Annotated in this window: 17 protein-coding genes; 8 read left to right on the forward strand and 9 right to left on the reverse strand. The window is 68.2% G+C overall.

Annotated features, from left to right (window positions below):
- Positions 1 to 41: 41 nt before the first annotated feature.
- The gene (locus tag ACFJI2_RS15115; protein WP_377705764.1) at positions 42 to 1,304 is read right to left on the reverse strand and encodes an MFS transporter; all 1,263 of its coding nucleotides are present in this window, start codon (positions 1,302 to 1,304) and stop codon (positions 42 to 44) included.
- 134 nt (positions 1,305 to 1,438) lie between these two features.
- Positions 1,439 to 1,681 carry a hypothetical protein gene (locus ACFJI2_RS15120; RefSeq protein WP_377705765.1) on the reverse strand — a complete coding sequence of 81 codons (243 nt, stop codon included), beginning with the start codon at positions 1,679 to 1,681 and terminating at the stop codon, positions 1,439 to 1,441.
- 104 nt (positions 1,682 to 1,785) lie between these two features.
- Here ACFJI2_RS15120 and ACFJI2_RS15125 point away from each other — a divergent pair, with 104 nt between their 5' ends.
- Positions 1,786 to 2,703, forward strand: a complete 918-nt coding sequence (locus ACFJI2_RS15125; protein ID WP_377705766.1) for a GNAT family N-acetyltransferase — start codon at positions 1,786 to 1,788, stop codon at positions 2,701 to 2,703.
- Positions 2,704 to 2,715: 12 nt separating this feature from the next.
- Here ACFJI2_RS15125 and ACFJI2_RS15130 read toward each other — a convergent pair whose 3' ends face one another.
- The 5 genes from ACFJI2_RS15130 to ACFJI2_RS15150 all read right to left on the reverse strand — a co-directional run bounded on the left by ACFJI2_RS15130 (position 2,716) and on the right by ACFJI2_RS15150 (position 7,416).
- Positions 2,716 to 3,285, reverse strand: coding sequence for a dihydrofolate reductase family protein (locus ACFJI2_RS15130; protein WP_377705767.1), 570 nt, complete (start codon positions 3,283 to 3,285; stop codon positions 2,716 to 2,718).
- Between the two features lies 1 nt (position 3,286).
- Positions 3,287 to 3,559, reverse strand: coding sequence for an acylphosphatase (locus tag ACFJI2_RS15135; RefSeq protein WP_377705768.1), 273 nt, complete (start codon positions 3,557 to 3,559; stop codon positions 3,287 to 3,289).
- 67 nt (positions 3,560 to 3,626) lie between these two features.
- Positions 3,627 to 4,271, reverse strand: coding sequence for a heme-binding beta-barrel domain-containing protein (locus ACFJI2_RS15140; RefSeq protein WP_107979144.1), 645 nt, complete (start codon positions 4,269 to 4,271; stop codon positions 3,627 to 3,629).
- Positions 4,272 to 4,345: 74 nt separating this feature from the next.
- Positions 4,346 to 7,003, reverse strand: coding sequence for an EAL domain-containing protein (locus ACFJI2_RS15145; protein ID WP_377705769.1), 2,658 nt, complete (start codon positions 7,001 to 7,003; stop codon positions 4,346 to 4,348).
- A complete protein-coding gene (locus ACFJI2_RS15150) occupies positions 7,003 to 7,416 on the reverse strand; it encodes a phosphate ABC transporter substrate-binding protein (RefSeq protein WP_377705770.1) in 414 nt (137 codons plus the stop codon). The genes ACFJI2_RS15145 and ACFJI2_RS15150 overlap by 1 nt, the downstream gene beginning before the upstream one ends.
- A gap of 328 nt (positions 7,417 to 7,744) precedes the next feature.
- Between ACFJI2_RS15150 and ACFJI2_RS15155 the strand changes: the two genes are divergently transcribed.
- The 4 genes from ACFJI2_RS15155 to ACFJI2_RS15170 all read left to right on the forward strand — a co-directional run bounded on the left by ACFJI2_RS15155 (position 7,745) and on the right by ACFJI2_RS15170 (position 13,642).
- Positions 7,745 to 8,557, forward strand: a complete 813-nt coding sequence (locus tag ACFJI2_RS15155) for a hypothetical protein (protein ID WP_377705772.1) — start codon at positions 7,745 to 7,747, stop codon at positions 8,555 to 8,557.
- Positions 8,558 to 8,707: 150 nt separating this feature from the next.
- On the forward strand, positions 8,708 to 11,758 hold the full coding sequence (locus ACFJI2_RS15160; protein WP_377705773.1) for a type VI secretion system Vgr family protein: 3,051 nt from the start codon (positions 8,708 to 8,710) through the stop codon (positions 11,756 to 11,758).
- Positions 11,755 to 12,906 carry a hypothetical protein gene (locus tag ACFJI2_RS15165; RefSeq protein WP_132139022.1) on the forward strand — a complete coding sequence of 384 codons (1,152 nt, stop codon included), beginning with the start codon at positions 11,755 to 11,757 and terminating at the stop codon, positions 12,904 to 12,906. The genes ACFJI2_RS15160 and ACFJI2_RS15165 overlap by 4 nt, the downstream gene beginning before the upstream one ends.
- 10 nt (positions 12,907 to 12,916) lie before the next feature.
- Positions 12,917 to 13,642 carry a hypothetical protein gene (locus ACFJI2_RS15170; RefSeq protein ID WP_377705774.1) on the forward strand — a complete coding sequence of 242 codons (726 nt, stop codon included), beginning with the start codon at positions 12,917 to 12,919 and terminating at the stop codon, positions 13,640 to 13,642.
- 18 nt (positions 13,643 to 13,660) lie between these two features.
- Here the strand turns inward: ACFJI2_RS15170 and ACFJI2_RS15175 are convergent, their stop codons facing one another.
- Both ACFJI2_RS15175 and ACFJI2_RS15180 read right to left on the reverse strand, forming a co-directional pair.
- Positions 13,661 to 16,675, reverse strand: coding sequence for a type VI secretion system Vgr family protein (locus ACFJI2_RS15175; protein ID WP_377700801.1), 3,015 nt, complete (start codon positions 16,673 to 16,675; stop codon positions 13,661 to 13,663).
- Positions 16,672 to 17,703 carry a hypothetical protein gene (locus tag ACFJI2_RS15180; protein WP_377700802.1) on the reverse strand — a complete coding sequence of 344 codons (1,032 nt, stop codon included), beginning with the start codon at positions 17,701 to 17,703 and terminating at the stop codon, positions 16,672 to 16,674. Before ACFJI2_RS15180 ends, ACFJI2_RS15175 begins: the two co-directional genes overlap by 4 nt.
- Before the next feature lie 206 nt (positions 17,704 to 17,909).
- Here ACFJI2_RS15180 and ACFJI2_RS15185 point away from each other — a divergent pair, with 206 nt between their 5' ends.
- Genes ACFJI2_RS15185 through ACFJI2_RS15195 form a run of 3 tightly spaced genes read left to right on the forward strand, consistent with a single transcriptional unit; the run spans position 17,910 to position 20,543 of the window.
- Complete coding sequence (locus ACFJI2_RS15185; protein WP_377700803.1) at positions 17,910 to 18,728, forward strand: M15 family metallopeptidase; 819 nt, start codon at positions 17,910 to 17,912, stop codon at positions 18,726 to 18,728.
- A gap of 13 nt (positions 18,729 to 18,741) precedes the next feature.
- A complete protein-coding gene (locus ACFJI2_RS15190) occupies positions 18,742 to 19,005 on the forward strand; it encodes a PAAR domain-containing protein (RefSeq protein ID WP_107868381.1) in 264 nt (87 codons plus the stop codon).
- 29 nt (positions 19,006 to 19,034) lie between these two features.
- Positions 19,035 to 20,543: a hypothetical protein gene (locus ACFJI2_RS15195; RefSeq protein WP_377700804.1), complete on the forward strand. Its 1,509-nt coding sequence runs from the start codon at positions 19,035 to 19,037 to the stop codon at positions 20,541 to 20,543.
- Positions 20,544 to 20,547: the final 4 nt, after the last annotated feature.

Consider the following 20,547-nt stretch of genomic DNA (forward strand, 5'->3'; position numbering starts at 1 on the left):
TCCGGGCAGTCTGTGACAAAAGAAGGCGGCGTCAGGCAGCGTCAGGCGGCGTCCGCCACCGGTAGCGCAGCCGGTGGCGTGCCACCGGGTGCCCCGCGCGCAGCGTGGCTGCGGGCCATACGGCGCAACGCAAGGAACAGGAAGGCGCCGAGCGGCACGTTCATCAATGCATAGGCGGCAAGCGTATAGCCGAAATGCGCGCACACGGCGTTGTACAGCTCCAGTCCCGCCGCCAGGTAGAGGCAGTACAGCAGGCTCATGGCGCACGAGGTCAGGCTCATGGAAACCCCGGTGGCGGTCAGCGCGATGCGTATCAGCGCGCCGTTGAACAAGCCGAAGCCCGCCGAATAGACGAACATGCACAGCACGAACAGGTGGCCCTGCCGGTACAGCAGGCCCGCGCCGGCCATGCCCGCCAGCGCCAGCGCCCCGCCCTGCCGCAGCAGGCGCCCCAGCGAGAAGCCTTCGCCCATGCGCTGGATGGCCATGGTGCTGCACACAAAGCCGCAGAAGATGGCGCACTGCCAGGCGATGTAGGTGCCGTAAGAAGCGCCCATGCCCTGCAGGACGATGGCGGGCGACAGCCCTATCCAGGCGGTCAGCGGCGCGATGGCGCAGGCGGCGGTGAAGATGCCGAACATGAAAGTGCGGTTGGTGAAGATGGCGCGGTAGCTGGCCGCGAGGCTGCGCGGCGCGGCCTGTCCTGCCGCCTGCCCGGCCGGTGCCGGTGCCGCTGCCGCTGCCGGCCCCGGCATGGTGCGGAACAAACCCGCCCACGCCACCGCGCCCAGCACGAAGGCGATGCCGAAAATGGCGCGCCAGTCGGCCACTGCGATCACCGCGCTGCCGATCACCGGCCCGATCAGCGGCGCGAACACGGTGGTGTTGCCCATCAGGGACGTCATCTTGACGGCTCGCTCGTCGTCCAGCAGTTCATGCACCGCCGCGTAGCCGATGAAGATGAAGCACGATCCCATGCCCTGGAAGAAGCGGATGGCGAGGAATTGCGCGATGGTCTGCGCGAACGGCACCAGCAGCGTGGCAACCAGGAACAGCGCATTCCCGGCCAACATCACCTTGCGCTTGCCGATGCGGTCAGCCACCGGCCCCAGGAAAATCTGCAGCGTGCTGCCGCCCAGGATGTACAGGCTGAGGGACAGCCCGATCGCATGGTTGGACGCGCGGAATTCGCGCACCACCTGCGGCATGGCCGGCATGATCATGTCGTTGGACAGGTAAACCGCCATTTCGTACAGCAGGAAAAACAGGCAGAAATACAGCAAGCGCTTGTTCGTTTGCACCATTACGTCCCCTTTGCAAGCCAGCCATGGACAACACCAAGTCACTACAACTTTGAAATTTGGTATCTAACTGGACTGTATACTAGCGCAATTGGTAATGTATTGGTATTTATTTTTTGTGCTTTTTCTGCAAGGAACTATCTGTGTCCCGGCGGATCTCGGCGGCTGGCGTAAGCGTCGCGGACGTGCTGGGAGATGTAGGTGCTGAGGCCACTTCCGCTGCGCGCCAGGCGTTTCATTTGCTGGATGTGAGCGCGGCCCGCGCTGGCAACGGTGTAGGTATAGACCACGCCGCCGGCGAATTGCACGTCGATGGCGTCGGGTTTGATGGCATAGGCGGTCACGCCGGAGGTGCCGCTGAGGTCTCGATAGCGCTCCATGGAAGCAATGTAGCGCGCACGCCGGATGGCCGTCGCCCGGATGCGGTTGACATTGTTGCCTCAGGCAAGCAATAATCTGCCTAAGGCAAACTACCGGGTACATCATGCATACCAGTCTTGACGAGCGCGTGGAAACCGTCCGGCGCTTCAACCGCGATTACACACGCCAGATAGGCGTGCTCCACGAGCACCTGCTGGACAGCGACTTCTCGCTGACCGAGGCGCGCATCCTGTACGAGCTGGCGCACCGGAGCGGCGTCACAAGTTCGGACCTGTGCCGCGAACTGGGCCTGAACGCCGGCTACCTGAGCCGGGTGATCGCAGGCTTCGAAAAACGGGGGCTGATAGCCAGGACGCGCTCGCAGACCGACGCGCGCGTGGCCGAGCTACGGCTGACCGACCAAGGCCGTGCCACCTTCGAGCCGCTGAACGATGCCTCGAAACGCGAGGTCGCCGCCATGCTCGAACGGCTGCCGCAGCAATCGCAGCAAGACCTGGCCGATGCCATGGACCAGATCCAGGCACTGCTCCGCCCGCCCTCCCCCGGCTACATCCTGCGCAATCCGCAGCCCGGCGACTTGGGCTGGATTGTGCACCGGCAGACCGTCATGTACGCGCAGGAATATGGCTGGAACAACGAATATGAGGCGCTGACCGCCGAGATCATCGCCAGGTTCATTCGCGAGTTCGATCCGGCCAGGGAGCGCTGCTGGATCGCCGAGAAGGACGGCAAGGTAATCGGCTCCGTGTTCATCGTGCGCGAGGACGACAGTACGGCCAAGCTGCGCATGCTCTACGTGGAGCCGGCCGCGCGCGGCATGGGCATAGGCGGCAGGCTGGTGGACGAATGCCTGCGCTTCGCGCGCCAGGCCGGCTACAAGAAGATGGTGCTGTGGACGAACAGCGTCCTCACCGGCGCGCGCCGCATTTACGACAAGGCCGGCTTCGAGCTGATCGAGGAAACGCCCCATCGCAGCTTCGGCAAGGACCTGCTCGGCCAGGTGCTGGCACGAGACCTGTGATTGCGGCCCGCGTCACGCGGCGCCGGGAGCGTCCTGATGGACTTCATAGCGCAATTCGGCCATGGTGGTGCCGATCTGGCGGACCGACACCAGGCGCAGCACGGGGCTGAGCACGCGGCGCGGGAACAACGGCTTGCCCCGGCCCAGCGTGACCGACCCCACCTGCAATATGAGTTCATCGAGCAGGCCCGCATCGTAGAACTGGCCTGCAAGCCCGCCCCCGCCGACCACCCAGATGTTCTTGCCGCCCGCCGCAGCCTGCATCTCCGCGTGCACGGGCTGCACCGGGCCGCTGACGAAGCGCACATCCGCACCCTCTATCACGGGCAGCGTGCGGCTGGTGAAGACCCAGGCGGGCTGCGTGTAGGGCCACGCCGAGCCCACTTCGGCAGCCACCTTGTCCGCATTGCGCAGCATCCATTCGTAGGTGGCCGATCCCATCGCCAGCGCGCCCACCTCCGCGATGAATTCGGGGTAGCTGGAGTCGTTCACGTCGCCGAGCGGGAACAGCCAGTCGAGCGAGTCGTCCTCGGTGGCGATGAAGCCATCGAGGCTGGTGGCGGAAAAGAATTGCGTCTTCATGTTATTGCGTCGGCAGTATATTGAACGCGCCGGGCTCCGCCGGCGCGGCGTCTTCGATGGCCACGCTGGCTACCCTGGCGGCAGGCGGACCACGCCTGGCCCAGCTGACGATGGCGTCGATGGCTTGCGCGTCGCCGTCCACCAGGGCTTCCACCGCGCCGTCGCGCCGGTTGCGCACCCAGCCGCGCAGGCCCAGCGCGGCCGCACGGTCCGCCAGCGACGCCCGGTAGCCCACGCCCTGCACCCGCCCTTCTATAGTCAGCCGCTTCGCCATCGCCCCTCCTTGCCATCAATGGATTGCTTATTCTAGCAATATCGTGCGGGCGTGACCGGAACGGCCGTCAGGCAGCCTGGCGGGCCAGCGGATTCGGCGTCGGCTCTGCCACCTTGCGCAGCAGGTTGCGGTCGATGTGGTGGAACGGCTCGTCCTCCTTGCCGCGGATGAGCATGACGGTGTCTTCCTCGTAGCCCCAGGTGCCGTCGTCGTTGATGGTGACCTTGATGCGGTATTCCACCGTCTTGAAGCCGAATTCCAGGAAGGGGTTGGAGCGGATGCCGTAGGTGTCGGACTCGCGGTAGGCCACCAGCTCGAACGATTTCGCGTCCGGCGCAGCGGTGCCCGAGGCCATGGCGATCTGGCCGCGCGGGATGGCCAGGGTCTGGATCACGGTGTTGGTGGCCGGTTCCCACAGCCAGTAGCCCACCTGCTCGTGGTAGGTCTTCACCTGGCCAGGCTTGGTGATCAGGATGACGTAGCGCAGGCCGTAGAACAGCTGCGGGCCGTTGGTGACCGGGTCGATGGGCTGCAGCTCGATGCGCTCCACGTAGGCCTGCTTGCGCGGGCCGTCCGCCTTGGGCTTGATGTCCAGCCCGCGCTCGCCTTCGAAGATGCCGGCCATGGCGGCCAGCGGTCCGAGGTTGGCCAGCGTGTTGACGTCCACATTGGACGGTTCGGTGTAGATGTCGTTCGAGAATTGTTGGCTCATGGCTGCTGAAATTGGAAGATGCAATTCAGCAATTGTAGCGCATGGGCGCCGCAGGACGCCCGTCAGAATGCCCGTCAGGACACCGCCGCCTCGGCCTGCGCTTCCAGCATGGCGCCGATCAGCTCCGGCGCCACCGGACGACTGAACAGATAGCCCTGCATGTCGTCGCAGCCGCTCTCCTGCAGGAAGCTGCGCTGCTGCACCGTTTCCACGCCCTCGGCAATCACGCGCAGCTGCAGCTGGTGCGACAGCGAGATGATGGCGCGCGCAATGGCCTGGTCGTCGCTGCTCACGTCCAGGTCGCGCACGAAGGACTTGTCGATCTTCAGGCTGCTGATCGGGAAGGACTTCAGCGCGGCCAGGCTGGAATAGCCGGTGCCGAAATCGTCGATGGACAGCGAAATGCCCATGGCCTTCAGTTCGCGCATCTTGTCGATGGCCTGCTGCAGGTCGCGCATGAGGAGGCTTTCCGTGACCTCCAGCTCCAGCCAGCGCGCCTCCAGGCCGCTCAGCTCCAGCGCGCGCCGCACCCGCGTCACCAGGCGTGCGTCGTCGAACTGGCGCGCCGACACGTTCACCGAAATCGTCACCGGCGGCAGGCCGGCCTGCTGCCATGCGCGCGCCTGGCGGCAAGCCGTCAGCAGCACCCATTCGCCAATGGAGACGATGGCGCCGCTCTCCTCGGCCAGCGGAATGAACTGGTCCGGCGCGATCATGCCGCGCACCGGGTGCTGCCAGCGCAGCAGCGCTTCCACGCCGAACACCAGGCCGGTATCCAGGTTCACCTTGGGCTGGTACTGCACGCGGAACTGCTCCTCGGCCAGCGCGGTGCGCAGGCCGTCCATCAGCTCCAGCTTATCCTCCAGCGTGGCGTTCATCTCCTGCGTGTAGAACTGCACGTTGTTCTTGCCGGTGTCCTTGGCGCGGTACATGGCGGAGTCCGCGTTCATCAGCAAGGTGTCGGCGTCGCTGCCGTCGCGCGGGTACATGGCCACGCCGATGCTGCAGCTCACCTGCACCGGCTGCCCGCCCAGCACCACCGGCCGTATCACCGCCTCGCGGATTTTCTCCAGCAGCAGCATCAGCGCGCCTTCGCTTTCGCGCTGCTCGGGCAGCACCAGCACGAACTCGTCGCCGCCGAAGCGGCCCACCGTGTCGTGCCGGCGCACGCAGCCCACCATGCGCGCCGACACCTCGGTCAGCAGTTGGTCGCCGGCGGTGTGGCCCAGGCCGTCGTTCACCACCTTGAAACTATCGAGGTCGATAAACGCCACCGCCACTTCCAGGTCGTTGCGCTCGCCGTGCAGGATGGCCTGCTGCAGACGGTCCGCGATCAGACTGCGGTTGGGCAGGCCGGTCAGGCTGTCGTGGTGCGCCATGTGCACGATGCGCTCCTCGGCCAGCTTGCGCTCGCTGATGTCGCGCACGATGGCCACCACGCCGCCGTCCACGCCCACTACTTGCCAGTGCAGCCAGTTGGCGTGCAGCTGCGGCATGCCGTTGCGCTGCTCTTCCTGATACACGCCGCCCACCTGGGCGATATGGGCCAGCGTTTCGAATTTTCCGCTCACGCGCACTTGCGGCAGCCAGTCGCACAAGGTCATGGCCTTGAGCTGGGCGCGGGTCAGGCCGGACAGCGCCTCGGCGCGGCCGTTGGCGTCGGCGATGTCGAAGTCGGTCACCATGCCGCGCCGGTCGCGCACGGCGCGCAGCACGAAGAAGGCGTCCATGCTGGCCTCGGAGGCGGCGGCATAGGTTTCCTGCGCGTTGCGGATGCGGCGGCGCGCCATGGCGCCCTGCCAGATCCACACCCAAGCCAGCGCGGCCAGCAGCATCAGCACCGCGCTGGCCACGCCCGCTTCCCACAGGCTGGCCACGCGGCGCCGCTCGAACACGGCCAGCTGCTCGCGTTCGGACAGGCCGGCCAGCGCCGTCAGCGCGAAGCCGTGCAGCGGGCGCGCCATGGTGTAGCGCGTTACGCCATCCCAGGAGTTGGCCAGGCTGGCGCCCACTTCGGCGCGCAGGTCCAGCTGCTGGCCCCAGGTCACCTTGTCGCCCACGCGCAGAGCGCGCACCACGCCGTCGTTGCCCACCAGCGCCAGCATGCCCTGCTCGCCCTGGCGGCGGCGCTCGTAGCCGCTGGTGAAATAGGCCGGATCGACTTCGATCACGGCCACGCCGGCGAACTGGCCGGCCGCGTCGTCCAGGCGGCGCGTGAAATGCAGGCGCGCGTCGCCGCTGGCCGGATCGCGCACGGTCTCGCCGACGATAGCCGCCTGGCCCGGCGTGTCCTGGTGCTGCTTGAAATAAGGCTGGTCCGCCACCGATACCGGCCGCGCCACGGGGTTGCGCGCCACCACCCGGCCCTGCGCGTCGGCGATGCTGATGGCGAACACCAGCGAAGACGGCAACAGGCCATGCTGGTTCAGCTCCGCCAGCGCATCGGCGGCGCCCTTGCGCTCCACAGCGTAGGCGATCACTTTCAGGCTCTGGTCGATGCCGCCCAGGTTGCGCGCTACTTGCGCCTCATAGGTGTCCACCAGTTCGCGCACCGAATCGGCGGCACCCTTGGCTGCCACGTCGCGTTCGATGCCGATGAAGTGGAAAGTGAACGCCCAGATGGCCGCCAGCAGCAGCACCGTAAACAGCGGCAGCGTGACGTAGGTTTCCAGTCCCAGCCGCAGCCAGCGCGCGCGCTTGGCCGCGCCGTACTTATGGTCTTGCCGCGCCATCACTTCACCACCAATACGGCGCGCACGCTGGCATCCAGCGCGGAGCGGTCGATATAGCCTATCAGGGTTGGGTCGGCGGCCACCATGCGACGCACGGCAGCGTTGCCGGCCACCTCGCGCGGCGGCTGGCCGCGCCCGGTGAACATCATCTTGGTCCAGTGCGCCTTCATCAATTCAGGCGTGCGCGCCGCCACCTTGCTGTAGAACTCATCGCGCGCGGCCGATCCCAGCTTCTGGTCCACCGCTACCGCGCAGGCCGCGCCCGGCGGACGCGCCGCCTCGGCCAGGAAAATCTCCGCTACCTCGCGTTGCTGCAGCACGGTCACCGGGCTCTTGGCCGACACGATCACCACCAGCTCCCGCGCCCCGGCCGGCGCCGTCCAGGCGCACGCAAACAGCAGGCTGCATAGCATGCTCGTAGCCAGACGGCGGGCAAGAAGGACGTTAAACATTGCGAGTTATTGAATTTCTGCGACAGAAGCAACATGCCAGCCGCCGGGGCGGAGGCTAACCAAATGTAACCGGGTGAGGACTGGCGTTCAGGAGGCCTGTCGTGGGGAATCCAGCGTGAATCTGCCACTTTAGCGCAGGTGCTAGTAACTGTCGATCACTTTCTCAGTAGAACTACCTATTTGTATTATGTAAATATTAACCTGCTATGAAACGCCATTCGTTTCTGCGCCATTTCTCTTGTCATTATCTTAAGTTACACTCAGGGAAACACGTACAGGGACAAATACCATGCAAACCTCGCTGAAAGATATCTTCTTGTCGGTGCTGAAATATTGGCCGCGCCGCAAAAGGGCATCCGCCGTGCCCGCGCAGTCGGTTGCCGCCAGGCCGCCCGCCGTGCCGCTGCACCTTATCGGAGCCGCCATGGGCGCCCAGGTGGACATCGATGCGGTGCGCGCCGAAATGGCGGCCTGGATGAAGGCCACAGGTCAGGGCAAGCTGACCGCCAATCCCGAGTTCTGGCGCGCGGTAGCACTGGCAACCTCCGCCGTGCGTGAACTGGCAGCTGCTGCCGGCGCACACTGCGGCCTGGCACAGCCGTCCGAAACCGCCCTGCCCAGGCTACAGCTGATCGCCCTGCTGCCCCCGGAATGGAAGGGGCCGTGGCGCGACGCCGCCAGCCGCTGGCTGCAGCACCAATTGGTCAGCGCCGGCTGGCCGCCTGGGCACATCGAGCGCAACGCGCGCCGCAATCAGCATCCCCCGCAAGTGCTCACGGCCCTCAAGCACAGCACCGAACCTTGCCTGGCCTTGCTGCTGGCGTGCGCATCGCAAGCGGACGAAGGCGCCGCCGCCTTGCTGCTGGCGGACGGCGCCCAGGCTGCACTGCTCGGCTCCGGCCCATATCCGCTGCTGCAATCGGTAGCGGAAGGCCGCGAAGGCCAGGTAGCGCCCACACCCGCGCCTGGCTGCGCCTTGCTGAGGGACCTGGCCAGGCAAGCCATGCCCGCCTGGCCGGCGCCGGCAACGGAAAACCTGCCGGCCGACCTGTCGATGTCCACCGGCACCGGCGAGCGCACCGCCGCCACTTCGCCTGCCTGACTTCAGGCCCTGGCCGCATGCACGCCGCGCCCGCAGCGCGGCGCCCCCCCTCCTGTGCCCCCCTGATTCAATTGAATCGCTCTTGCAACGGCTGAGTTTCTAAGGTGTAATGCCGGACGAAATCATGCTTTATTTACAATTACGACATCCATGAGCGCATTCCCAGCCGGCCTATATACCCAGAACGCACGCCTCCTGCGCCTGACCACGCCCATCGGCGCCGATACGCTGCTGGCCGAATGCGTGCGCGCCGAGGAAGGCGTGGACAGCGGCTTCCGGCTCGACATCTCCGTCCTGTCGCTGCAGGGCGACGTGGCGCTGCGTACCCTGCTGGGCCAGCCCGCGCTGCTGGAACTGCAAACGCCGTCCGGCCCGCGCCACTTCCACGGCCACGTCACCAGCGCCGAAATGACGGGCGCCGACGGCGGCATGGCGCGCTACCGGCTGCTGGTCGAACCGTGGACCGCCTTCCTGGCCCATACCCGCGACAGCCGCGTGTTTCAGGACATGACGGTGTTCGACATCCTGGACGCGGTCTTCAGCCGCTGGCAGGGCCAGGGCAAACTGGCGCCCGCGTGGCGCTACGCCTTGCGCGACCGCGCCGCCTACCCGCGCCGCAGCCTGACCACGCAGTACCAGGAAAGCGACTGGGACTTCGCCCGGCGCCTGATGGCCGAGGAAGGCCTGTTCCATTTCTACCTGCACAGCGGCGACGCCGCCTCGCCCGCGCTGGGCAGCCACCAACTGCTGATCGCCGACCACAACGCCGCCTTCCAGCCCAACCCGCAGGCGCTGGTGCGCTTCACCCAGCCCGGCGCCGTCATGAGCGAAGACAGCATGGACCGCTGGCGCACCGAGTTCCGCCTGCAGACCAATGCGGTGGAACTGCAAAGCTGGGACTACCGCACGCTGGACATGCGGGCGGTGAGCGCCAGCGGCACGCAGGCCGAAGGCGTGCCGCTGGCCAGCCGCGACGTGCCCGGCGCCTATGCCTACGCCACGAGCGAGCAGGGCCAGCGCCTGGCCAACGCCGCCCTGGAAGCGCTGGAAGCGAGCGCCGAGATCCACGTCGGCGCGGGCACCGTGCGTACGCTGGCGCCGGGCACCACCTTCACGCTGCAGGAACACGCGCTGGCCGGCGGCGACGACAACTACGCTGTGCTGCGCGTGGTGCACCTGATGCACAACAACCTGGGCGCGGACGTGACGGGCGGCGCCTTGCAGCGCCTGGGCCGCAGCCTGCTGTCGCTGGCCATCGGCGAGGAGGAGCAGGCCAGCATCCACGCCGTGGGCGAAGGCGCGGGCGAACGGCCGCAGTACCGCAATCGCATCGAAGCGCTGCGCAGCGCCACGCCCTACCGTCCCCCGCACAGCGGCGCCGACGGCCTGCCGTTGCGTCCTCGCCCCACGGTGCGCGGCCAGCAGACCGGCGTGGTGGTCGGCCCCTCCGGCGCCGTGGTCCACACCGACCGCGACCACCGCGTGAAAGTCCAATTCCACTGGCAGCGCGGCGACGCGGGCCAGAGCCGGCTGGCCCATCCCGCCCCGGACGGCCACAGCGGCGCGCCAGGCGACGACAGCGCCGGCACCTGGCTGCGCGTGGCCACGCCGCTGGCGCCGGTGGCCGGCGCCAACTGGGGCGCCAGCAGCCTGCCGCGCGTGGGCCAGGAAGTGCTGATCGATTTCCTCGAAGGCGACATCGACCGGCCGGTGGTGATCGGCGCGCTGTACAACGGCCAGGGCAACCCGGACGCGGCGCAGAACAAGGTGGCGCAAGGCAGCTCGCCCGCTACCGGCAACGCGCCGGCCTGGTTCCCCGGCAGCGGCGGCGCGCACGCCCATGCGGCCGTGTTCTCCGGCCTGAAAAGCCAGGCCATGCAAAGCAGCCAGGCCGGCGGCGGCGCCTACAGCCAGCTGCTGTTCGACGACAGCGAAGGCCAGCCGCGCGTGGCGCTGCAGCAGCACGCCGCGCCGCACACCGGCAGCGCCGAACTCAATCTGGGCCACTTGCGCCACCAGTGCGACAACGAGCGGCTGCAGCCGGCCGGCTTCGGGGCGGAACTGAAAACCGCGCACAGCACCGCGCTGCGCGCCGCGCGCGGCCTGCTGCTGTCGGCCGACCGTCGCCAGGACGCCGCCGGCGAGCAGCTCGACTCGCGCGAAGCGATCACGCAGATCGAGAGCAGCCACCAGCTGGCCGTGGCGCTGGCCGACAACGCGCACCAGCACAACGCCGACACGGGAGGCAACGGTGGCATTGGCAGCATTGGCGGCAGCGGCAGCGGCGGCGCCGGCAAGGCGGACGCCCTGCCCGCCATCGCCCAGCTTGCGCATAGCGCCAAGGCGGCGGCCGCCAGCGAAGGCGGCAGCGGCGCGGGCGGCGGCAGCGTCACCGCCTACAGCGAAGGCCAGCTGCAGGTCTCCGCGCCATCCGGCATCGCCGCGCTCACGCCCGGCAGCGCTATCCTGGCAGCCACGCTGACCTCCAGCGCCACTGCGCAGGACATCGATTTCGCCGCCCAGGGCAACGCGCTGCACGCGGTGCGCTCGGGCATATCCCTGTTCAGCTACGGCAAGACCGACAAGCCGGAAAAACCGAACCAGGAAACCGGCATACGCCTGCACGCGGCGGCCGGCAAGTTCAGCGCGCAGAGCCAGTCCGGCCCCACGCGTGTGACGGCCGATCAGGGCATCACCGTGGCCAGCACCGGCAAGTCCATCCGGATCAGCGGCAAGACCCATGTGCTGATGACCGCGCAAGGCGCCTGGCTCAAGCTCGAAGGCGGCAACATCGAAGTGCACAGCCCCGGCAAGGTGGACTTCAAGGCCAGCCTGAAAAACCTCACCGGGCCGCAAAGCGCCAGCGCGCGCCTGCCCAGCTTCCCCGGCGCGTCCCTCAAGGACGCGCTGCCGTGGATAGGCGTGGAGCGCAAATACTTTGACGGCACGCCGGTCAAGGGCGCCCCCTACAAGGTGACCTTCGCCGACGGCTCGGTACGGCGCGGCAAGCTGGACGACGACGGTAAGGCGCGCCTGGAAGGCGTCGATCCCGGCACCGCCGCCATCGACATCGGCGAGGACGCGCGCGAGTGGACCATCAGCGAACCCGATGAGCATATCGCCAACCCGGCGTACGGCCAGGACCTGAGCGCCGAACAGGCGATCGAACTGGCGCGCCTACTGAACCCGATGAAATCATGAACGAACTCGAAGCGGCACTCGACTGGTTCTGGGGCGTCCTCAAGGGCGACTTCGAAGACGAGCAGACCACCAGCCAGATCATCGTCGGCACGGTGATTTCCATGATCCCGGTGCTGGACCAGATTGCCGACGTGCGCGACATCATCGCCAACCTGCTCAACATCCGCAAAGACCCGGCCGACGTATGGAAATGGGTCTTCCTGGTGATCACGCTGATCGGCCTGGTGCCGGTGCTGGGCAGCGCGCTCAAGGGCGTGTTCAAGGTGGTGTTCAAGTTCGCCAAGAGCGGCGGCAAGGACGCGGCCAAGGCGCTCGAATCCATCCTGGCCATCCTGCGCGGCGCCGGCAAGGGCGACCCGGTGGCCTTCCTGCGCAAGCTGCCGTTCGACCAGTACGCGCGCGACGTGATGAAGAACTACAACGACATCATGAACGGCTTCCGCAAGGGCATCAACAAGGCCGTGGACTACATGTCGTCGCGCTGGCTGAACTGGGCGCTGGGCGGCACGGCGCGCAAGCTGCGCCTGGTGGAAGCAGAGCTGCAGCGCCTGCAGCAGATGGGCCACGACCGCATACCCGAAGCGATGAAGGCGCTCAAGCGCAAGGTGGACGAATTACTGGCGCACGCCCAGCCGGCGCGCGTGGAAGGCAGCACCGGCAAGGTCAACACGCTGGCCCACAGCAGCAAGCCGCTGATGCGGCTGGAATATGAAGTGGGCGTGAAGCGCATCGGCGACGGCGTGAGCAGCATGCGCAAGGCCGGCAAGTCGGAAGAGGAAATCGCGCGCTGGGCGCACAACGAGCGGCGCGCGCTGGGCAAGCGCTTCAAGGACCAGACCGACCCGCAGCTGCGCGAAGTGATCTACAAGCGCAACCTGAAGACCTATGGCGACGAACTCGGCCCCAGCTACGACGACCTGAAACGCGGCTACCGCGTGGACGCCAAGGGCAACCACATCCCCATCGGACGTACCGGCCAGCCCAAGACGGACAAGCAGATCGCCGAGGGCGCCACCAACGCGGGCGGCGACGACTTCCCTTGGGATATGATACTGGAGTTCGGGAAGCTGAAAAAAAGCGGCAACCAGCAGGCGGCCAATGCGCTGCTGGAGAAAATCAACGCCATCGTCAACCCAGTGAAGAAATAGGAAGCACAGCATGCAGATTTACCGCCACCACACCGCCGACGACGTGATCGAACTGGATCAGGCCACCGGCATGTGGCACTACGTGGACGAGGACGACGCGATCTCGCCGGGCGAACTGGCGATTGCCTGGCGCCACAGCTATCCCGTGTCCGGCAGCTATACGATAGAGAACGAGCACCGCTACTGCATGTACTGGACCACCGCCAAGGTGCTGCTGCTGCGCACCCCGGACGAGAAAGAATACCCGCTGTTCCGCTACCTGGGCGACCAGCGCTATGAAGACCTGCGCCACGGCATGACGGTGGAACTGGGCGCCGCCCACGAGCGCGACGGCAGCACGCGCGCCGGCTACAGCACTTTCCGGCTGGTGGGCGCGGACGGCACGGTGCTGCACGAAATGAGCTACCACTCGCAGCCCTATCTTGACCTCTACCTGTCCGACTTCACCGCCGGCGACAGGGACCTGGGCAGCTGGGACTTCTTCGTGGACCTGAAGCGCGGCGTGGAGGAGATGGCATCGATGTCGGCGTCCCAGGCCGATGCGGGCATCGGCGCCGGCGGCGCAGCGGGCAGCGGCGACATGGCGCTGCTGCAGGCGCGCTCCGGCCAGCCCTGCCCGCAGGCCGGCAGCTGGGTCGTGGCCGACCGCCTGGCCGCGCGGCGCCGCTTCGCGCAAGGCGAGGCGCTGCCCGAGCACGAGGGCCAGCCGGTTACCTGGCTGTGGGTGGACGGCTGACCCTTCGTTAGCGCTTCGTTAACCCTTCAGCTTCCCCAGTATCTGGATCTTGAGGTCTTCTGGGCTGAAGCCCTGCAGCAGCGGGATCTTGCCGTCCGCCCCCGTTACACCCTCGATGCGCGCGCCGTTCGCCTTGGTGATCGCGTAGCGCATATTCTTCACCGGGTCGCCTGCCGGATCGAGCAGCTGGAACTGCTCATCGAACTTCATCGCGCCGCGCGGCAGCGCCGGCATGTTCGCGCCCATGCTGGCCGGCCCCGAGAAGCTCTTCTTGCCGGCGTGGATGGTCAGCTTGCCGGGGCAGGCTACCACGATATTCCCGTCCGCGATGGTGATGCTGGCGCCGCCGGCCGTGGCCAGCTTGATGCTCTTGGCCGCCGACCAGTCCACCTGCGCGGCGGCGCTGGCTACCATCAGATCGTCGCGCGCCTGCGCCGCCAGCGTGCCGGCCTGCGCCTGCACATCGATGGCGTCCTTGGCCGCGATCATCTGCAACCCGACATCGCCCTCGCCCGCCTTCACCGCGCCGCCCAACACGCCGATCGCCTGGCCGCCGTGCACGCGCAGCTTGCCGCCGGTGGCGAACTGGCTGTCGGCGCCGCTCATCACGGTCACGCCCTCGCCGCTGGCCAACTGCACGCTCTGCCCGGCAGTCACGCCCAGGCCCGCCCTGGCGCTGATGGCCACCAGCGCCGCGCTGCTGTAGGGCAGCTTGCCGCTGCCCGGCGCCGTGCTTCGTGCCTGCGCGTCCGCTTCCGCCTGCTCCAGGCTGGCGTCGCCCACCATGCCCGATAACGCAGTCTGCAGCGCCTTCAGCGGCGCCGCGCCCTGGTCCAGCAAGCTGGCACTGGCTTGCGCCGCGCCAGCGTGGCTGGCATAGGCCACCGTCTGGTGCGTAACGGCGGCCTTGCTGAAGGCTTCGCCCAGCTGGACCGCCTGCTTGATCAGCGCGATGCCGGCCGCGTTGTCCCCCGCCGGTTCGCGCGCGCCGGGCGCGTGGGCGATGGCGTAGCTGCTCACCAGCAGGCCCGCGCCCGCGCGCACCGCGCCGTACGCGTCGGTGCGCAGTTCGGCGCCCTGGCCGCGCAAACTGCCACGATAGTTGTCCGCGCTGTGCACCAGATGGCCAAGATTCAGTTCAGTGGCAGCATGGCTGCAGCGCAGCTGCACGCGGCCTTGCGCGTCCGTGTCGTCGAACAGCAGCTGGTTGTAGCCGCCGCCGCCGAACTCCTTGCTGCGCACGCCCCATTGCGCGGCCGCGCTGCGGTGGTCCGCGCTGCCCGCCGCTGCGCCATGCCACAGCGGCGCGTTGCCGCTGGCGAGGTTGCCCTGCGCGGACGGCGCCAGGTCGTGCGCGCGCGCGAACACGCCGCCGTCCCCTGCCGCCCCGGCACCAGCACCTCCGCCGGCGGCCGCGCCGCCCGGCGTGGGCGCCACGCCGCCTTCACCCTGGCCGTTGTACAGCGCGCCAACGATGATGGGACGGTCGATATCGTTCTCCAGGAACTGCACCAGCACTTCCTGGCCGATGCGCGGCAGGAACTGGCTGCCCATCCCGCCTCCGGCCGACCGCTGCGCCACGCGTACCCAGCAGGTGGCGTCGCCGCTGGTCTGCCAGTGATAGCGGATGCGCACGCGGCCCAGGCGGTCGCAATACAGTTCGTCCGCGCCTTGCGGCGAGCTGCCGCCATCCGGCCCCACAACGATGGCGCTTTGCGTGCCCATGGCCGTGGGCTTGGGGTGGCTGCGGCCGCCGCTGCCGGGCAGTTGCGGGCGCCATGGCGTGCGCGCCGCCACCGCTTCGAAATGGTTCGCGTAACCGCCCTCGCGCGCCTGCGCCACGGCCAGCGCAAAGCCTTCGGGCCATTCCTGCGAGGCATATTCCTGCAACAGCTCCGGGATGGGGCCAAACAACTCGGCCAGCCCTTGCTGCACCGGCGTGGGCAGATTGTTCACGCCCACGCTCAGCACGCGCAGCACGGTGTAGCCGTCCGGCGCCCCCGCCAGCGGAGACTGCGCGATGCGCAGCAGGGTGCCGGCACGCAGCGTACGCACGGTGGAGCGGCCTTGCCACAGCTGGCTGCGCGCTTCGCGGCCCTGCATCTGGAATTCGGCGTAGCGCTGCGCCTGGCCGGCGTTGGCCCAGGCGTACTGGCCCGGGAAGTCGTAGTCTTCCAGCGGCGGCAGGCTGGCTGCGGCGGGCAGCGTGGACGGCGCGCCCGCGCCCATGGCCCGCTTGCCCTTGTAGTCGTAGCTCAGCAGCGTGGCCAGCGAGGATGCGACTCTGCGCCGCGCTTGCAGCGCCTGCACGGTGTCCTGCTGCTCGCCGGGGCGCACGCCGTGAAAGCGCACGCCTTCGCCGGCGGCACTGCTGGCGTCCTCGGGGATGGCGCTGCGCTGCAATGTGTCGGCGCAGATGACGAGGGTGCGGCCGTCGTCGCCGTCTTCGAAGCGCCAGCTCAGGCCTTCCTCGGCCAGCAGGCGGCGCACGAAATGGTAGTCGGATTCCCGGTATTGGCAGCAGTAGCTGCGCGGCGGTACGCCTTCCATGAAGGGGGCCGCGTCTTCGCTGCAGCGCCACAGTGCGGCGCCGCCATAAGCGTCGAACACGTCGGCCACGATGTCGAGCACCGAGGCGTCCTGCCATACGCGGCTGTTGCGCACCTGGGTCAGGCGCCACAGCCAGGGCGTGAGGCGCAGCCGGTAGCGCGCCAGGCCGCCCTCGCTGCCCAGCATGGCCGCCTGCGTGATCTCGCCGCCGAACCGGGTGCGGCTGCCGTCGGCCAGGGTGACTTCCAGCGCGGCCGGTTTGCCCAGCAGCTTGCGCAGGTCCACGAAGGCGCTGGTGGAAAGGACGATGACGTCGCGCGTGCCGGTTTCCTGCATCGCCTCGTCGGCCACGAAGGCTTCCACCAGCAGCTCGCCGGCGTCCGGCACGGCCGCGTCTTCCGGAAGCAGCAGCGCGTACAGCCGGGTGGCACTGGAAAACTGCGCCAGTCCCGCAGCGACTTGCGCCACAGTGGCCAGGGTCATGGGAACGCTCCTTCCACTGCGGCCGTTACAACCGGCTTACACAGCGGGTCGTCCTTGGCGGTGGCGCAGGTCCGCGTGCGGCATTGTTCCGCGCCCTTGGCGCTCAGTTGACGGCATTGCTTCAGTTTGGCCGACAGCGATTCCGGCTGCCTGGCGGCGGTCGAAGCATGGGTGTGCGCCACCAGTGCGGCCAGCAGCGCGACGTCGCTGTCGGGCGCCGGCGCAGGCTGCGCCTTGGCTGGCGCGGCAGGCTTGCCGGCGCGGGCGGTCCGGGCGGATTTATCGGTTTTATCGGCTTTATCGGATTTGGCAGCCTTGGCGGTTTTGGCGGACTTGTCCGACTTGTCGGACTTGTCGGCCGCGCGCGCCGGCTTCCCGGCTTTCGCGTTGGCCTTGCTGTCGTTCCCGGCCACTTTCGGGGCGGGTGGCGCGGCCTTCGTATCGGACGGCGCGTTCAGCATATCCCGCAACGATTGGCGCTGCGCCGGCGCTTCTTCCTGGATGGTGGCTGCGGTGCTGGCTTTGGACGGCGCCGCCAGCGCAGCCACCAGGTCGGCGCTATTGCCCGGGGCCGCCGCGGCGGCCTGCGCGGCGCCCGCAGCTGTGGCCTCCCCACCGTGAACGGCTGGCGCAGCACCGGTATCGGCTGCTGCTGGCACTGTCGAGGCTTGCTCCGCTAGCGCGGGCGCGGTTGCCGTTGCCGCGGTGGCTGGCTGCGGCGTGGCTGCGGGCGCAGGCCGCGCGTCGTCGGCCAGTATAGGCGCGCTTCCATGCCCGGCCCCGCCGTCCGGCTCAGTGCCCAACCAGACCGCGCCACCACCCAGCAATGCGACGACCAGCGCCGTCCCGCCCCACACCATCCCCCTGCCTGCCGGCTTGGGGCCGGCCGCGCGGGCGGCGGCATGCGCGGGCTTCTTCCCGCCCTCCAGATTGCCCAGGATGTTGGTCCGTGCTGCGTCCGCCTGCGGCTCGGCAGATAAAAGGCTGGGCCGGGCTGCTCCCGGCCTGCGCGGCTCGTCATGTTGCAAAGTTGCCTCCTTGGTAATTTTCGCGACTTTACCTGAAACAAGAAAATCGTGGCGCATAGCAGAACGGCAACGGAACGCACCCGCCGCACTATGGCATTTCAATCGTGCGCGGGCTTGTCAGAAACTAAATATATACTCACGGCAATGCTTTTAAGATAATTTTTAATCGGGCGGCGAGGTCCAAAGTGTTTCTTCTGGCGGTGGCGATGTATTTCCTACTGGCATGCCTTCTGAGCTGGCTGGTGCTGTTTCCCGCCGGGCGGGAACTGCTGGTGAGCACGCTGGAGCGGGCCGGGATGCGCTGGCGCCGCCGCCTGGCAGCCATCGCACAGCGCCAGGAAAACGGCGCGCTGGAACTGCGGCGCAGCGGCCGTGCGCAACTGGCCGAATGGGGGGCATTCCTGCGCCGCCATTATTTACTGTGCGGTGCAGGACTCGCCCTGGTGTGCGTGCCGCCGCTGGTGGCGCTACTGGCCGGGACCAAACCGAGCCTCGGCGGCTTTGAAGCATCCACGCGGGAGGTCAACCCGCAGGTGGCGGGCCTGCTGGAAGGCGAGCAGCTGGTGCCGCCGCCTGCGCTGCCGCCGCTGGCCTTCACCACCGCCGAAGTGCAGCGGGCGCGGCCGATGATCGCCAGCGCCAGCCGCGACTGGGCCATGCTGGACAAGGCCTATGCGCAGCGGTTGCTGATGGCCTTCCGCATCATGAAGGAGCGGCACGGATATGACATGGCGCTGCTGGAAGGCTACCGCAGCCCGGAGCGCCAGAACACGCTGGCAGCGCTGGGATCGGGCGTGACCAACGCGGCCGCCTTCCAGAGCTGGCACCAGTACGGGCTGGCGGCGGATTGCGCCTTCGTCCGCGACGGCAAGCTGGTGCTCAGCGAGCAGGACCCGTGGGCCATGCGCGGATATGAACTATATGGACAAGTGGCCGAGTCCCTGGGAATGACCTGGGGCGGCCGCTGGAAGATGCGCGACTTCGGGCACACGGAACTGCGTGTGGCCGGCGTAATGAAACGATAGACGGGAGAACGAGATGGCCGGGCCATTCATCAGATTGGGAGACAAGCACACGCACGGCGGCGCCGTGGTGGAAGCCTCGCCGCACAGCGACAGCGGCGGCATCGGCATCGCGCGCCTTGGCGACAAGGTAGTGTGCCCTCTGCACGGCCCCATGGTCATCGCCACCGGCGACCCCACCATGCTGGTGGACGGCAAGCCGGCCGCGCGCCAGGGCGACCTGACCAGCTGCGGCGCCACGCTGATCGCCAGCCAGCAAGCCACCACGGACAAGGTATAACACGCATGAATGCCTGGCTCAAAGGGATCATGCTGTCGACGCTCGCTTTCGGCGGCAGCTGGTCGGGCGCCGTCTGGTACTGGCGCAGCACCAATCGCATGCCGGATACCGGCGACCTGGCGCTGTACCTGGTGGCGCTGCCGCTGTCGCTGCTGCTGGGCTACTGGCTGGTGCGCAAAAGCGCGGCCGCGTGGAGCGCGCGTGGGTCCGGGCCGGCCACTGCCGCCGACGGCAGCGCCGGCACCGCCAGCACCGCCAGCACCGCCAACGTCGCCGGCGCCTCCGGTGCCGGTGCCCCGGCTGGCACGCCTGCCACGCCCGCTGCCAGCCTGTCCATCGCCGCCGCCGCGCTGCACACGCCGCACGGCGACAGCGCCGCAGCGCTGGCCGGCGCCATGGCGGACAACAAGGCCCGTCCGGACCTGGACAAGGAACTGTACGACGACGACGGCTACCCTGTCATGAGCGCCCGCACCGCCGGCCTCGATGCGAAGAATGCCGAGCAGGAGATCGGCGAATGGCTGGCCACGCAAGGCCTGCCGGCGCTGTACGCACGCGATGAATTCTGGCGCGCGATGGCGCTCGCCACGCCCGCCATCGCGCACCTGGCCGAAGCCGCCGCCGGCCACCCGCGCGTGGCCGAAGCGGCGGCAGCGGCGGGCGACGCCGACAACGGTCGCGGCACGGCCGCACAAGCTGCGCGCGCGCTGAACGCCGTGCCGATGCTGCAACTGATCGTCCTGCTGCCGCCTGAATGGAACAGCCAATGGCGCGACGTGGCGGGCCGCTGGCTGAGCCGCCAAATCGAACAGACAGGCTGGCCGCAGCAGCGCATCGCCGTCAACACGCGCCATGGCCAACATCCCGGCCCGGTGCTGGCTGCGCTTCAGCACAGCAGCGAGCCCTGCGTGACCGTGCTGCTGGCCTGCACTTCCCACCTCGGCGACGCCACCGTGGACGCCTGGGCCTCGAACGGCAGCCTGTTCACGGCCAGCCGGCCGCAAGGCGCCATGCCCGGCGAAGCCGCCGCCGGCCTGCTGCTGGTCGATGCCGAACAAGCCGCGCTGCTGGACGGCGGCCCCTATCCCCAGCTCGCCGCCATCGCGGCTGGCCAGCGCCCGAACGACGTAGCCCAGGCCCGCAGCGGCGACTGCACGGTATTGAAAGACCTTGCGCAGCAAGCCCTGAAGCCGCTGCCGGCAGGCGCCGAAGTGCCGCTCATCGTGGCCGACACCGGCCACCGCAGCACCCGCGTGATGGAGCTGATGGCCGCCGCCCATGCCGTGCAGCCCGGGCTCGACCCGGTGCAAGACATCCTTGCGCTGGGCAACGCCACCGGCCACGCCGGCAGCGCCGGCTTCCTCGCCGCCCTGGCGCTGGCCTGGCACGAAGTGCAGGAACGCGGCGCGCCCGTGCTGTGCATGGCCAATGAAGATCCCTACCTGCGCTGCGCCGCCCTGATCCGTCCCGCAGGCGACACGGCGCCCAACGGGCAGCCGCCAGCAATGCCGAACACACCGAATGCAACGCCCGCTTGACCTC

The sequence above is a fragment of the Pseudoduganella sp. UC29_71 genome (assembly GCF_042693265.1).
In the GTDB taxonomy this organism is placed as follows: Bacteria; Pseudomonadota; Gammaproteobacteria; order Burkholderiales; family Burkholderiaceae_D; genus Rugamonas.

Bases quoted from the DNA above. Each gene is read 5' to 3' on its own strand.
- ACFJI2_RS15155 (WP_377705772.1), top strand. From the start codon at position 7,745: ATGCAAACCTCGCTGAAAGATATCTTCTTGTCGGTGCTGAAATATTGG.
- ACFJI2_RS15195 (WP_377700804.1), top strand. From the start codon at position 19,035: ATGCTGTCGACGCTCGCTTTCGGCGGCAGCTGGTCGGGCGCCGTCTGG.
- ACFJI2_RS15190 (WP_107868381.1), top strand. From the start codon at position 18,742: ATGGCCGGGCCATTCATCAGATTGGGAGACAAGCACACGCACGGCGGC.
- ACFJI2_RS15185 (WP_377700803.1), top strand. From the start codon at position 17,910: ATGTATTTCCTACTGGCATGCCTTCTGAGCTGGCTGGTGCTGTTTCCC.
- ACFJI2_RS15135 (WP_377705768.1), bottom strand. From the start codon at position 3,559: ATGGCGAAGCGGCTGACTATAGAAGGGCGGGTGCAGGGCGTGGGCTAC.
- ACFJI2_RS15115 (WP_377705764.1), bottom strand. From the start codon at position 1,304: ATGGTGCAAACGAACAAGCGCTTGCTGTATTTCTGCCTGTTTTTCCTG.
- ACFJI2_RS15120 (WP_377705765.1), bottom strand. From the start codon at position 1,681: ATGGAGCGCTATCGAGACCTCAGCGGCACCTCCGGCGTGACCGCCTAT.
- ACFJI2_RS15140 (WP_107979144.1), bottom strand. From the start codon at position 4,271: ATGAGCCAACAATTCTCGAACGACATCTACACCGAACCGTCCAATGTG.
- ACFJI2_RS15160 (WP_377705773.1), top strand. From the start codon at position 8,708: ATGAGCGCATTCCCAGCCGGCCTATATACCCAGAACGCACGCCTCCTG.
- ACFJI2_RS15125 (WP_377705766.1), top strand. From the start codon at position 1,786: ATGCATACCAGTCTTGACGAGCGCGTGGAAACCGTCCGGCGCTTCAAC.
- ACFJI2_RS15170 (WP_377705774.1), top strand. From the start codon at position 12,917: ATGCAGATTTACCGCCACCACACCGCCGACGACGTGATCGAACTGGAT.
- ACFJI2_RS15130 (WP_377705767.1), bottom strand. From the start codon at position 3,285: ATGAAGACGCAATTCTTTTCCGCCACCAGCCTCGATGGCTTCATCGCC.
- ACFJI2_RS15150 (WP_377705770.1), bottom strand. From the start codon at position 7,416: ATGCTATGCAGCCTGCTGTTTGCGTGCGCCTGGACGGCGCCGGCCGGG.
- ACFJI2_RS15165 (WP_132139022.1), top strand. From the start codon at position 11,755: ATGAACGAACTCGAAGCGGCACTCGACTGGTTCTGGGGCGTCCTCAAG.
- ACFJI2_RS15145 (WP_377705769.1), bottom strand. From the start codon at position 7,003: ATGGCGCGGCAAGACCATAAGTACGGCGCGGCCAAGCGCGCGCGCTGG.
- ACFJI2_RS15175 (WP_377700801.1), bottom strand. From the start codon at position 16,675: ATGACCCTGGCCACTGTGGCGCAAGTCGCTGCGGGACTGGCGCAGTTT.